This is a genomic window from Algoriphagus sp., from assembly GCF_030694375.1.
Classification (GTDB): Bacteria; Bacteroidota; Bacteroidia; order Cytophagales; family Cyclobacteriaceae; genus Algoriphagus.
Map to the genome: position 1 here is coordinate 126,017 of NZ_JAUXYL010000044.1, position 13,301 is coordinate 139,317.

Annotated in this window: 10 protein-coding genes; 6 read left to right on the forward strand and 4 right to left on the reverse strand. The window is 42.4% G+C overall.

What is annotated here, in order from left to right; genetic code table 11:
- The first annotated feature begins 131 nt into the window (after positions 1-131).
- Entirely contained in the window at positions 132-716 is a 585-nt protein-coding gene (locus Q8M62_RS18525) for a hypothetical protein (protein WP_304901267.1), read from the forward strand.
- A 1-nt stretch (position 717) separates the two neighbouring features.
- Here the strand turns inward: Q8M62_RS18525 and Q8M62_RS18530 are convergent, their stop codons facing one another.
- The gene (locus Q8M62_RS18530) at positions 718-2,175 is read right to left on the reverse strand and encodes a hypothetical protein (protein ID WP_304901268.1); all 1,458 of its coding nucleotides are present in this window, start codon (positions 2,173-2,175) and stop codon (positions 718-720) included.
- 233 nt (positions 2,176-2,408) lie between these two features.
- Between Q8M62_RS18530 and Q8M62_RS18535 the strand changes: the two genes are divergently transcribed.
- Complete coding sequence (locus Q8M62_RS18535) at positions 2,409-4,364, forward strand: tetratricopeptide repeat-containing sensor histidine kinase (RefSeq protein WP_304901269.1); 1,956 nt, start codon at positions 2,409-2,411, stop codon at positions 4,362-4,364.
- Complete coding sequence (locus Q8M62_RS18540) at positions 4,361-4,978, forward strand: response regulator transcription factor (RefSeq protein ID WP_092730104.1); 618 nt, start codon at positions 4,361-4,363, stop codon at positions 4,976-4,978. The genes Q8M62_RS18535 and Q8M62_RS18540 overlap by 4 nt, the downstream gene beginning before the upstream one ends.
- A gap of 88 nt (positions 4,979-5,066) precedes the next feature.
- Here Q8M62_RS18540 and Q8M62_RS18545 read toward each other — a convergent pair whose 3' ends face one another.
- The 3 genes from Q8M62_RS18545 to Q8M62_RS18555 form a co-directional block, all read right to left on the reverse strand.
- Positions 5,067-7,877: a prolyl oligopeptidase family serine peptidase gene (locus Q8M62_RS18545; protein ID WP_370690564.1), complete on the reverse strand. Its 2,811-nt coding sequence runs from the start codon at positions 7,875-7,877 to the stop codon at positions 5,067-5,069.
- A gap of 9 nt (positions 7,878-7,886) precedes the next feature.
- Positions 7,887-9,806, reverse strand: coding sequence for a M14 family metallopeptidase (locus Q8M62_RS18550; protein ID WP_304901270.1), 1,920 nt, complete (start codon positions 9,804-9,806; stop codon positions 7,887-7,889).
- A gap of 87 nt (positions 9,807-9,893) precedes the next feature.
- The gene (locus Q8M62_RS18555) at positions 9,894-10,430 is read right to left on the reverse strand and encodes a hypothetical protein (protein ID WP_304901271.1); all 537 of its coding nucleotides are present in this window, start codon (positions 10,428-10,430) and stop codon (positions 9,894-9,896) included.
- A gap of 372 nt (positions 10,431-10,802) precedes the next feature.
- Between Q8M62_RS18555 and Q8M62_RS18560 the strand changes: the two genes are divergently transcribed.
- The 3 genes from Q8M62_RS18560 to Q8M62_RS18570 form a co-directional block, all read left to right on the forward strand.
- Positions 10,803-11,276, forward strand: a complete 474-nt coding sequence (locus tag Q8M62_RS18560) for an Lrp/AsnC ligand binding domain-containing protein (protein ID WP_111672109.1) — start codon at positions 10,803-10,805, stop codon at positions 11,274-11,276.
- 241 nt (positions 11,277-11,517) lie between these two features.
- Positions 11,518-12,963: a Fe-S cluster assembly protein SufB gene (sufB, locus tag Q8M62_RS18565; protein WP_304901272.1), complete on the forward strand. Its 1,446-nt coding sequence runs from the start codon at positions 11,518-11,520 to the stop codon at positions 12,961-12,963.
- A 164-nt stretch (positions 12,964-13,127) separates the two neighbouring features.
- Positions 13,128-13,301, forward strand: a 174-nt coding sequence (locus Q8M62_RS18570; RefSeq protein ID WP_305668237.1) for an ATP-binding cassette domain-containing protein, incomplete at its 3' end; no start/stop codon positions are given.

A 13,301-nucleotide genomic window follows, 5' to 3' on the forward strand; every position in this document is an offset into this window, starting at 1 on the left:
GGAAATGCCCAGCTTGCCTTGACAAAATATTTTATAAATCAAAATCCAATCATAAAAAAATCCTCCTTTTAAGGGATAGAAAGGCAGGAGATAATTGGGAATAATTGGGAAATCAAAAACCCATACTCATTATGAAAACACTTGCCATTGCCTGCCTGATTCTGGTACTCACCGGAAATCTTTTCGCCCAGAATAAATTCGGAATCCTGACCTACCAAATCCCCGATCATTGGGAAGTTGCAGAGGTTTCCGACAATCTGGTCCTATTCAATCCAGCCAACCCCGGATGTAGGATAGCCTTTTTTCCCACGACCCAAACAATCATAGACACAGAAGAGGAATTTCTTGAATTAGGGAGTCAAAAAATCAACGAACTGGGATCACAGAATTTCACCCATTACCCTGTTGAGAAAATTGAGCAAGAAGGGTGGATTATATTTAGAACTTTAATAGCACATAACAATCCTCAGTATAATTTGATATTTATGATAACACTTTCAAATTCAAATGAAACCACTGGTTTCCTTTACGAAGCGAACTCTGGCGCTTGCAATGATGAGATAATGCAAGTATTGTCTATACTAGATATCCAACCAACACCAGAACCTACCGTCCAAGATCCTACTAAGCCCCAGCCTAAAGGAAAGGCCAAGCCTATGAAAGATCTCCGCAGAGTGGCTGAACCACAAAAAGGCAAGGGAAAAGGCAAAAATTAAGTTACTTGATCTTCACAAGGGTATATTCCCCGCCTGACCGATCATTTAAATAAAGTAATCGCCCACCTCTCACCGCCTGAAAATGTGCATCAAACTGCTGGGTTTTTCCTTGGTAGCGATTTGTCATTGTGATACTCCAATTGGAGATCGTAGCATTTCCTTTGTATTCCTGTTGAAAGGTATTCATCGCTCCTACCGCTCCTGTTGCACCATTGTGGATGCTGGAATAGGTGTTTCCGGAAAAGGAAAAGGTCGCACTTGAAGCCGCAAACGTGGCTCCGGCATACGCTCCAGTCACTGAGTTATACCATTGGGTCATTTGAGATCCGCCACTTTGCCAGGTGCCATTTATGTCATTTGGGCCCACAGCAAACTTATTGTAGCTACTCATCCTTAAAAGGTCTGAATCCCAACGATCAGCAGCTTTAGGGAAGGTCTGTCTAAAGTTTGCTTCATCAGAAGAACTGGCCACCGTAAGCATAGCAGCATTGGGTGAAACGGTGAGAAACATTCCAATAAAGCGTCGTTGACCTGTTTGAGGATCCTGCCCCCAGCCTTCCACGTATTTTGGCTGCATGGAACTGATAAACTCCCCTCCGTCCTGATAGGATTTAGAGCTTGTTTTGAAAAGCGGAGTAATGTGATTATCCCAGTAATAATCCCGATCCATCACCCCGGTTCCGGAGAAGTTTTCGCTCTGATAAGGAAGCACAAAAAACAGATAGACTTTTGTCCCACCTTTTTGCACTACCACCCCATCCGGTTGGATACTGGCAACCCAGCCATCATCAAAATTGCTGGTACTAAATTGATAACCTGAAAAAGTTGGAGGGGGAGATGAGGGTTTCTGCACGGTTGGTGAGGGCTTCTCCATAGGGGCAGTTTGTATTGGCGCTGAAGTTTGAGGCAGAGTCGGGACCAAACTCGGAGTTGTAGCTGACCGACCAGGTGGCAAAGGTGGAATATGTGCTGGAACAGTCAGGGCCCCCGCCTGTAAGTTTGACGCTGGTGTAGGAGCAGTTGTTCCTTGATTTTGAGCTTTGGGAGGCATATTGGACTTCGCCAAATAAAAACTGGTTTCTGATTTATCCATGGAGAAATAAATCAGAAATGTGGTGGCTCCTTTCATCAACCAAGCCATTTTCTCATCCTTGGTTGGGAGAATTTGAAAACCGGATTTTTCCAGATTGTTCAATAGAACATCCCCATTAAATCCAGACTGTGAAGCCGGTGGAAGGAAATACACCTCAACATCAGTGAGGTTAATTTTGGGATCTTGTACTTCCGATTCTAGAAGGGTTGCTGCAGCCAGTGTGATTAGAAATCGCTTGTCCTGTTTGGCACCATCGGGCAGCGAAAGATTCAAAGCTGGAATTCGCGAAGCTGGAATCACATTTTTTTGAGCCATGATGTAAAATGGAAGGAAACAAACGAGAATTGGTGTCATCAAGGCTTTCATAGGAGGAGTGGATTAGATTAAAATCAAAATAAACCTAGGAGAGACAACGCAATTCCGAAATCCTGTAAAAACAGGATATTTCTTCCTTTCTAAAAAATCCTGTAAAACAGGGATGTATTGCGGGGAAAAAACCAAATAGGTTTGGGAGAAACAATTGCTGTTGCCACCAGCGGATTCTTTGAAGGATTTGAGTAGATTATTAGGGCCTTTTAAACAACATCCCAAGACTTCCGATGAAAAGATTGCTTTTCTTCCTTTTCCTCTTGTTTCCCTTGACCATTTTTGGCCAACAGGTTTTGGACTTGGACAGCCTGCTTGGACTTTTGCCGAAGGCCAAGGAGGAAATATCCACCGTGGAGCTATACTATCAAATCGGTCAGCAATATGAAAATTCAGAACCGGAATTGGCCAAGGAGTATTATAGAAACGGGCTAAATCTGAGCAAAAAAATCGGCTATCGCGTCGGTGAGATCAAGTTTTCACACAATTACACCTATGTGCTCAACGTCCAAGGCAAATTTGATTCATCCTTATACTATAATTTAAAGGCAGTTGAGCTGGCGCAAGAGATCAAGGATTCTGTCCAACTTGGCAAAACCTTACTTAATACCGGTTCGGTATATCGATACCTTTCCGACTACGAAACAGCTGCAGACTATTATCAGCAAGGCAAGTTGATTTTTGAGAAAATTGGGGATAATGGCATGCGCGGCTTTATCCTAAATCTGCTTCAGGTGCTGTATTCAGATCTGAAACTCCACGATAGGGCTATAGAGGTTGGACTTGAAGCAATGGAGCTTTATGAAATAGCGGGAGACCAGCGAATGATTGGAACGGTGATGAATAACCTGGGATTGTCCTACTCCAAATTGAGAAAAACTTCCGAGGCTATTTCCTTGTACCAGCAAGCGCTGCAAATCGGAATTGAAACCAAAGATCTCAACATGCAGGGAACTGCATTGCTAAATCTTGGGGATTCATACAGCCAAATCAATGACTATCCGAATATGGAAAAAACCTATATCCAGGCTTCGGATTTGTTTCGTCAACTAGAAGCAAAAGAGGGAGAAATTATTGCGCTTCGGGGATTGAGTATTGTTCAGCTTTACCGAAAGAATCCAACTTCAGCCTTGGATTTGGTCAAAAAATCGGTGGATTTGGCTCTGGAAACTGAATACCCCTTAGAGCGGCAAAAGTCCCTTTTACAACTTTCCAATGTCTATTTTGCCTTGCAGGATATTCCTCGAGCCAGAGAGGCGATGAAGCAGTCAGAGCTTTTGGGAGATAGGCTGATCAATGAGGAAATCCAAGGCAAAACCCTCGAACTCGAAAAGAAATACGAGTCAGAAAAACAACGAAATCAAATTCTTCAGCTGGAATCACAAAATGCGACTCAGCAGGCGGTCAATCAAAAAAGACAACTGACGATCTGGATTTTGGTCATTTTGGCTTTCTCACTTTCTGCAATTGGCATGTTGATTCAGCGAAAAAACCAGCACAAACAACGACTCCAACTTCAGAGGATCAAGGAACTCGAAACCGAAAAACAACTGACAGCAACCGAAGCAGTTTTGAAAGGCGAAGAACAGGAGCGAAGCAGACTGGCAAAAGACCTGCACGATGGCTTGGGTGGAATGCTTTCAGGAATTAAATTTTCATTTCAAACCATGAAGGGCAATCTGATATTAACCCCCGAAAATGCACAGCTATTCGAACGGAGCTTGGACATGCTAGACACTTCCATTTCAGAGATGAGACGAGTCGCCCATAATTTGATGCCTGAAAATCTGATCAAATTTGGTTTGGATTCTGCCTTGAGAGATTTTTTTGATGACATCAATTTAAGCGGTGTCATTCAACTCCGATACATTTCGATCGGGCTAAAGGATGAGCAAATCGATCAAACTATCGCCATTTCACTGTACAGAATCATCCAAGAACTAGTGAATAACATTTTGAAACATGCTGAAGCAAAACAAGCCTTGGTACAACTCACAAAAAACGAAAATCTGATCTTGCTGGATGTAGAAGATGATGGGAAGGGTTTTGAGCATTCAAAAATGTTACTCAGTACAGGAATTGGCTGGACCAATATCAAAAGCCGGCTCGAATACCTCAATGCCAAAGTCACCTTGGACTCCTCCCCGGGAAAGGGAAGCAGCATACATATTGAAGTGCAAATTCCATGAAAACGCGGCTTTTTATCGTAGACGACCACTACATGGTCATCGAAGGAATCAGATCTCTTCTTCAACAGGAGGAAGATATCGAATGGATGGGGCATGCCACCAATGGTGAATCTTGCCTCGCTTTTCTTCAGCGGCAGGAACCTGAGGTGATTTTGATGGATATCAGTATGCCTGGAATGTCCGGAATTGAGCTTTGCAAAGAGGTTAAAAGCCACTATCCCGGAATCCGTATTCTTGGGCTCAGCACTTTCAACCAACGGAGTTTTGTTGAGAAAATGATTGAAAATGGTGCAAGTGGATATGTATTAAAAAATGCCAGCAAGGAAGAACTACTCAAGGCTATTCAAGCGGCAAAAGCCTTTAAAACCTACTTGAGTTTTGAAGCGGTCCAAGGTTTGAGAAGCCATTCCGAAAAAGATTTACCGATTTTAACCCGACGGGAAAAAGAAGTCCTTGAATGGATTGCGGCTGGTTTAACAAATCTGGAAATAGCTGAAAAACTATTTATTAGTGCCACTACCGTGGATACTCACCGCAAAAATCTGATGATCAAGTTTGAAGCAAAAAATGTTGCTGCATTAATTCATTTAGCTTCCAAAGCGGGTTTGGTTTAAAAATTCTATTCCAAAGTTTAGAATTTTTGAAAAATTGAATCAAAAATAAAAAAGCCCCGAATTCTTCAAATTTCGGGGCTTTTTAAGGTTAATTACTCAATTCATATTTCAGCGTTTTTCCTTTTTCCACTGCAGGAAGACCTTCGGTCATCCAGAGTGGCGCCGGAGCTCCTTTTAAATAGTGATCAAAGAACTGACTCAGTCGGACTGACAGGTCTTTGGCATTTTTACGCTGCACCAAATTGTGATCTTCTCCATTGTACTGAAGCAACCAAGCTGGCTTATCCAATCGCTTCAAAGCCATAAACATTTCGATCCCCTGATACCAAGGCACTGATCCATCGGCATCGTTGTGCATGATCAAGACAGGAGTTTGCACTCGATCCATAGTGAATAGCGGCGAGTTCTCAAGATAATAAAGTGGTTTCTCCCATAGCGTTCCCCCAATTCTGGATTGAGTTTGCTCGTATTGGAACATGCGACTCATACCCGTACCCCATCGGATTCCTCCATAGGCAGAAGTCATGTTGACCACAGGCGCACCAGCTCCGGCAGCTTTGAACATATTGGTCCGAGTGATCAAGTGCGCTACTTGATACCCACCCCAACTTTGACCCTGAATAGCCATATTGGCTACGTCCACTCCACCTTTGGCGATTACAGCTTGGACACCCGGAATGATGCAGTTGTAGGCACTCGGTCCCGGAAGCCCAAGGTCATACTTGATATCGGGGACAAAGACCAGGTAGTCATTGCTGACAAAATACGGGATATTGATCGTGGACCGACTTGGAGCAGGAGCACGGTAATTATGGAAGGTATCGCTGTTTCTTTCGTAGAAATAAACCATCATCGGGTATTTCTTAGTCGAATCAAACCCTTCCGGCTTGAACAGCAGACCCTGAAGCGGGGTGCCATCATTGGCCAAATAGGAAATCAATTCCACAGATCCCCATTTCACATTTGCTTGCTGCGGATTCAGGTTGGATGCTTTGGTGAGGTTTTTGAAAGTAAGATCAGCCAGGTAAACATCCGGATTTTCCTTATAAGTACTTCTTCGGACCAGAATCTGAGCAGATTCCTTTGCCTTGGTCAGTCCCGCATAGCGGTGGGCGGACATCAAAAGCTGCTTTGGAGCCACTTTCCCGTCAAAAGTTGTGGTAAAGAAACCTGAATTTTTATTGTTTTCATTGAAGGCGGAAAGAATCAAAGCTTCCTTTGGATCGATGGATGTTTCATCAAATCTTAAGCGCTCTCTTCGAAAGACCAACTGGTTTTTGCGCCCCTCTCCCATCGTCAAATTAACTGCTCCCGAAGGGTTTTTTGGATCTATTTTCCAAATATCAAACCGATCATTGATTAAAATGGCTGAATCATCTGACAGCCAACCTTCAGAACCATAGTTGCCCGGAAGAGAAGGGGAATCGTGCAATTCCTCAAAGAAAGGAACAGGAAGTGCTTTGGTCAAGTTGATTTTTGCTTTGGAAGCCAAATCATAGGCTACCCATGAACTATCCTTGCTATCATACCAATAGGCATACTTGGCCTCAGGAGAAAGTCTTGCAAAACCTGAAGCATTCTCTGCGATCAAGGTAGAATTCCCCGTCTTAAAATCTACCAAATACACATCTCTGCCAATCTGAATATCCCAACTGTACGCCCTTCGATAAGGTGAATCAGTTGAAGCAAGGGCTACGTCCTTAGTGATTTTATTTTCAAGGGATACATTTTCCAAAATTTCTGATCCCAGTTGGATCACTTTTCCGGAACCAATCTCCAGAACTGACAAATAGGTCTTTTTTTCAGCTGTGTTTCGATTTACCAGTTGCATAGGTTGAATCTCAGCATCCTGCCAGCCCCAAATATCCAAACTCACCCGCTCTTCATCCAGAATAGTGGTATCATTTGCATAAGCATAATCAACATAATCCTTAGCCACTCCAAAAAACAGGCGAGTTTCATCTTCCGAAAAACGAATATTTCCATCCGGACTGATTCTGCCTCCCGACATAATACCTGCCGTAGATTTTTCGATGCTGGAAATAGAACCCGCAGAAACTGAATAAAGATGCAAAGCGTGAACCGGCTTTTTGGCCTTCAGGGAATCATCTGTGGCGATAAAGGCCAAATGCTTGGATTGTGGAGAAAATGACACATTGGAATAAGTTGTCATCTTCTCATGAACCAGCTTGCTTTCCCCTGTGGAGAGGTTTAAAATATAAATTGCAGCATTATCCAGCGTATCTTCCTCAGCTAATGTGTAATGCAGAAAATCGCCATTTTGAGCAAATCCGAAATTTTTCACCCGTTCAAATTCCCATGACTTTGCTCCATCCAAAGACCTGACCAGAAGTTTTGTCCCATCTGTTTTCTTAGGTTTTTCAGCCTTTTTGGTTGAGTCAGCAGGATCCGCCTTTTTTGGCAATTCCTTTTCAAAGTGAACTGCAATCCAACTTCCTTTTTCAGTAGGAAGCGCGAATGACTTCACCCGGGGCAGTTTTTCAAGTTTCCCTGATGCAAGTTGTAGGATAAACAAGCTGTCTTTGGGCATGTCATCCGCCTTTTTCTTTTTAAGCTTCATGACCTTTACCGAATCTTTTTGCGGAGCAATTTTACCCACTGCAAAAGCATCGTCAGCCGTAAATGAAAAACCCAATCCCCTTGGAATAAGGGTCTTGGTTGATGGAGATTTGTATGGGAAAATCTCCAAACGGGAATCGCCATCCTGTGGGCTGATCTGATAGCCTACGTATTGGCCATTTTTGGTGATTTTTTCCGAAGAAAGGCTCTCCCATCCGTCGTAATCAGCGTGCGTTAAAGACCTTTTTTGCTGCGCAAAGAGATTTTGGGAAGCAAAAACGAGTATTAATGCCAGCAAAAAGCTGTTCATCTTATTCATGGTAATCAATTATTGGTTAAGGGTAAATTCACGCTCGAGGAATCCTCCTCGGGTAGAGGAAAGTTTGATCTTCCCTTTCACGGCTTCAGTTCCGTCCACTTTGACTTTGAAGGTTGCGGTTTTTTTCTCCCCCACTCCAGTATAGCCGGAATAGATTGTTTTATCATACAATGTTGGAGAAGTGATCTTCACTTTGGCGGCTTCGTATCCTTTGGTCAGGTCCTTGTCAAAATCCAGCGAGACACGATCTTCCTGAACAATTTTAACCAGTTTGGCTTGCTCCAAAGCCACAGGAAGCTTTCCGGTATTGCTCCATTCCAGGGTGATCTCAAATTCACCGGCAGCAATTTTCTTCACTTTCATATCATTGATTGTCAGCTGCGGAAGTCTTTTGGCCATGGCAAGGTTGAATAGCGCCTGCTTTTTGGCCCAGTCTTCCAACTGCCAAGGCGGGCCGTTTTGGCCAAAGAATTTAGGATGAAATCCACCGATTTCTACTTCTCCAAGTTGCGGATGGGTAAAGGGAGTCCAAAGTTTGAAACCCTTGCTTCCATTGGCCTCGTCATCCCACATGAGTCCATCGTAATCATCATAGATTCCGTCGCCGTCGTAATCTTTCATGGCTCCGTTATTCCAAAGCTCATCTCCATACCAGATGCTGCCATAGTAGAAATAGCCAAAATCCGGTCCATGCCCAAAAAGCGGTTCAGGCTTCAGTGGATCTCCTGTCATGGAATTGACCTTGTATCGAGTTGAGTAAGTTTCATACACATCACCTGCCCAAGGGTAGGCGGTAAATGAAAGCCCAAGCTTGTCCATCTCCTTATATATAGCCAAATCCTGAGAATACATTCGTTCTTCGGATTTAGAGGTGGATGGTGGTCTCAGGTGCATAGGCACTCGGGTATCCATGGAGTTGACTACAGAAATATTGGGATGACTTAGCATCCAAAGCGCCGTAGATCGGGTTTCGATTTCACTGAGCGGATACTCTCCTGCCCCGCCTTGGGTATAGCCTCTTCCGGTCAAGTCCCCACCAGCGTTGGGTCTCCAGTTTTCAGGGTAATTTCGATGGAGATCCAAGCCCCCCACTCCGTCCTCATTAAAGTTGCCGTCTCCGTCATTATCGATACCTTCAGTATAAACCAAGTATTCCCCTTTTCCGGGGAAAGTCCGTTTCATCAGTCTCCCTTTCGGATCTTTCGGATCAATGATGAAGTTGGCCTTTTCCTTTTCTTCAGGGGTTATGGCCTTTTTTCTCATTTGGTAAATAATGCCATCTCCGTCCAAGTCTTCTTCAGGGTCTTCATCCAACAGTCCATCATTGTCATTGTCGTAAGCACGGACGGTACTCCTATTTCTTTGCTCTGTAAAGAGATAGAGATTGGATCCATCAGGATTATTTTGTGGTCGGAGGTAGATGGACTTAGTATCTATCAGAGCGGTGATTTCCGGATCTTTACCATAATTCTCCAAAAGGTGTTGCGTCATCCAAAGAATAGATTCACTGGCTGTGATTTCTCCTGAATGTCTTCCCCCCTCGAAGTAGGCTGCCGGTTTGTCGGTGTCTTTTCCTGTTTTTTTATTGGTCAGGGTCATCTGATAGATCGGACGTCCCTCATAGGATTCAGCGATGACGTAGAGGTCAACGATATCCGGATATTGGGCTGCCCACTTTTCATACCACGCATACATGACATCAACGGTGTGATATTTATCAAAAGTGAGCTTTTCGCCAGGAGTGTATTCTACCTCAGGGAACACGAATTTTTTAAAAAAAGACGGGCCGTGGCGTTCACCGGAAACGGTGTAGAATTTTGATTTTTCGTTTTTCTCAGGGAATAGCTTTTCCTCTTGGAAAGACCTAACCTGAGCAGCCGCTACTCCAGTCACGATGGAAGCAAATGCTAGAAGTGTGATTTTTTTCATAAAACGCAAAAGTTGGATCCCTAAAAATAGTAAAGCCGTCCAAAGCTTATCCAACCGCTCAAAAAAAAGACCGGAAAACCGGTCTGACTACTTTTTGATTGTTAACTCAAATCTCTCTGGGGTATAGCTCGAATATCCCGGTACAGGCTTACAAACAGGAAGCTTTCGAATCATGTGATCCAATCGCTCTTTTAGTCCTTTATCCACATCACCCACCAATTCATATCCTGAAACTTTCCCTTTGGAATTCACATCCAGCAAAATGGTCACCTCATCCAAGTCTTGGCTTTTCTTAGTTCTGAAAAGGAAGGGAGAATAACTGTCAATCATTTCAAGCGTGTATTCAGGCCAAGCCCAATGTGAATTCAGATCCCTTGCAATGCTTTCCTCCACGAGTGAAAGAGGAGATAGTTCTAAATCCTCGAGCTTTGTAAAGTCCTTGGAATCCGAAACAGCTAATAGTTTATGAAGACTAAGTCTTTGAAAGTGAACAATCCCCAAAGAAGTATTTGAAGCTTCTGAGTTTTGTTGGGCTACAGCATTTCCATTTTCCAGAGGGAAGGTAAGTGCCAGTCCTAAGAAAATCACCACAATTATTTGCCTGAGTCTTGTCATATCGCGCATGTAAACAAATGTAAGGCCAAATATGCACTTTTAAAAGTTTCAAATGCAAATTTTTGTATTTTAAATTTTAAAAAGGGAAACAAAAAAGTCTTGCCACTGGCAAGACCCTTTTCAGAATATAAACCCAAATATAACTTTAGAGATTAAAAGTTTTCATTTTAAATATCAAAAATTCGGTTTTTGAAACGTTAATAGATTAAAATATAAATTTTTTAATCACTGACCAAATTTTCAATTGTCTTTAATTAATTAGCCCAAAGTAAATAGATTCTTGCATTAATTACAAATTGAAAAAATAATTTTGCAATATTTTGAACAATCTCTAATTTACAGCATCATTTATTATAAATCATCTAAATCCTCTTCGAAAAAATGGACAAAATTTTAGATATCGATAACATAGACCTGAAAATTATCTCGTTGCTCAACGAAGATGCAAAAACTCCTTACACGGAAATTGCTAAAAAGGTATTTGTATCCTCAGGCACGGTCCATGTAAGAATGAAGAAGCTGGAAGATATGGGAATAGTAAAAAGTGCCACCCTGAATATTGATTTCTCCAAATTAGGATATGACATTTCAGCATTTTTGGGAATCTACCTGGAAAAAAGCTCGCTGTATGATAATGTGATTGAAAAGTTGAAAGAAATCCCAGAAGTGGTCAGCGGCTACTACACCACAGGTAATTATTCCATTTTTGCTAAGATTATTTGCAGAGATACCAATCATCTCCGGCTTGTGCTTGATAGCATCCAAAAAGTGGAAGGAATCGACCGAACCGAAACATTGATTGTGCTAGAGGAAAGTATCAATCGCCCCATTCAGTTTTTTGACAAGGAGAAATAACTCTATTTAGATTAAATCTAGATAAATAATTTTAACTCGAAAAAACAAAATTCTACTCAAAATCCGGTCTAGGCCGGATTTTTTTTTTAAAAAGTATTTATTGCGATTTCAAGGAATCAAGCGCCTTTTTTCTATTTATCACCTATCTCCCATAGATTTTTCGAATGGCAGCGAACATTGTATTTTAATATTATGTTATACCTTCGCAGTTAAAATGTAATTAGTCTAAATAACTCAGCTTATGAGCAAAGACAACTCAATTTTAGAAGAATTCACTTCCAAAGAATATGAACATGGCTGGTCGGTCAATTTCGAAGCCGACGAAGCCCCAATAGGTTTGAATGAAGGTATTATTCAATGGATATCCGCTAAAAAAGAAGAACCGAAATGGCTTTTGGAGTGGAGATTGAAAGCTTTTCGTACTTGGTTGACCATGACCGAGCCAGAATGGGCTAATGTCAATTATCCTAAAATCAACCTACAGGGACTCCGATATTATTCTGCCCCAAAGCAAAAAAAGTCAGCCAAAAACCTGGATGAAATAGACCCGGAATTGATTGCTATATATGAGCGTTTGGGTATCTCCTTAAATGAGCAAAAGAGATTGGAGGGTATTGCAGTAGATGCAGTTCTTGACTCAGTTTCCGTTGCTACCACTTTTAGAGGCACGCTTTCCAAACTGGGAATTGTGTTCTGTTCGTTCAGCGAAGCTGTAAAAGAACATCCAGATTTGGTAAAAAAATACTTAGGATCAGTCGTTCCCATGACTGATAACTATTATGCTGCCTTGAATTCAGCTGTGTTTTCTGACGGTTCATTCTGCTATATACCTAAGGGCGTTCGTTGTCCGATGGAACTTTCTACTTACTTCCGTATCAATGCTGCCAATACAGGTCAGTTTGAAAGAACGTTGATTGTAGCAGAAGACGAATCTTATGTTTCCTATTTGGAAGGCTGTACTGCTCCGCAGCGTGATGAAAATCAACTGCACGCAGCTGTAGTGGAAATCTACGCCGGAGCGCATGCAGAGGTAAAATATTCTACTGTTCAGAACTGGTTCCCGGGTGACAAGAATGGCAAAGGGGGCATCTACAACTTTGTGACTAAGCGAGGAATTTGCGCAGGTGACTACGCAAAAATTTCCTGGACACAGGTAGAGACCGGATCTGCAGTGACTTGGAAATATCCTTCCTGCATCCTCAAAGGGGACCACTCCATTGGAGAATTCTATTCTGTTGCAGTCACAAACAACTACCAGCAGGCCGATACTGGGACTAAAATGATTCACATTGGCAAAAACACCAAGTCCAGAATTGTTTCCAAAGGTATTTCTGCCGGCAAATCCCAAAACTCTTACCGAGGCCAAGTACAGGTGATGAAGCGTGCAGACAATGCGCGGAACTTTTCACAATGTGACTCCTTATTAATGGGTGATCGCTGTGGGGCACATACATTCCCTTACATCGATATCAATAATGCGAGTGCCAAAGTGGAGCACGAAGCCACGACTTCAAAAATTGGCGAAGACCAAATTTTCTATTGCAACCAAAGAGGTATCGCTACGGAAGATGCTGTTGCATTGATCGTGAATGGCTACGCAAAAGAAGTTCTTAACCAACTCCCGATGGAATTCGCTGTCGAAGCGCAGAAGTTGTTGGCATTGACTCTGGAAGGTTCTGTTGGCTAAAAAATCTGAAATTCGAGGTTCAAAATTTAAAAATTCAAATCACCAAATTCTCGCCTTGTGGAAAGGGAGGATGGAATGCTTCAGTCTTCCGTCATCGGTCTTCCAACCAATTAATTAAAAGGTGTGGGGAACAAGGGCAGAATTAAGGATAAAAAATAAGTATTATGTTAAGTATAAAAAATCTACATGCATCTATCGAAGGAACAGAAATCCTGAGAGGAATCAATCTGGAAGTAAAAGCAGGCGAAGTGCACGCAATCATGGGCCCCAACGGCTCAGGAAAGTCCACTTTAGCCTCAGTGCTTGCTGGACGTGAAGAATATGAAGTAACCGATGGT

Excerpts from the sequence above, each read along its gene's own strand:
- Q8M62_RS18540 (WP_092730104.1), top strand. The coding sequence starts at position 4,361 with ATGAAAACGCGGCTTTTTATCGTAGACGACCACTACATGGTCATCGAA.
- Q8M62_RS18525 (WP_304901267.1), top strand. The coding sequence starts at position 132 with ATGAAAACACTTGCCATTGCCTGCCTGATTCTGGTACTCACCGGAAAT.
- Q8M62_RS18550 (WP_304901270.1), bottom strand. The coding sequence starts at position 9,806 with ATGAAAAAAATCACACTTCTAGCATTTGCTTCCATCGTGACTGGAGTA.
- Q8M62_RS18560 (WP_111672109.1), top strand. The coding sequence starts at position 10,803 with ATGGACAAAATTTTAGATATCGATAACATAGACCTGAAAATTATCTCG.
- sufB (WP_304901272.1), top strand. The coding sequence starts at position 11,518 with ATGAGCAAAGACAACTCAATTTTAGAAGAATTCACTTCCAAAGAATAT.
- Q8M62_RS18530 (WP_304901268.1), bottom strand. The coding sequence starts at position 2,175 with ATGAAAGCCTTGATGACACCAATTCTCGTTTGTTTCCTTCCATTTTAC.
- Q8M62_RS18545 (WP_370690564.1), bottom strand. The coding sequence starts at position 7,877 with ATGAATAAGATGAACAGCTTTTTGCTGGCATTAATACTCGTTTTTGCT.
- Q8M62_RS18555 (WP_304901271.1), bottom strand. The coding sequence starts at position 10,430 with ATGCGCGATATGACAAGACTCAGGCAAATAATTGTGGTGATTTTCTTA.
- Q8M62_RS18535 (WP_304901269.1), top strand. The coding sequence starts at position 2,409 with ATGAAAAGATTGCTTTTCTTCCTTTTCCTCTTGTTTCCCTTGACCATT.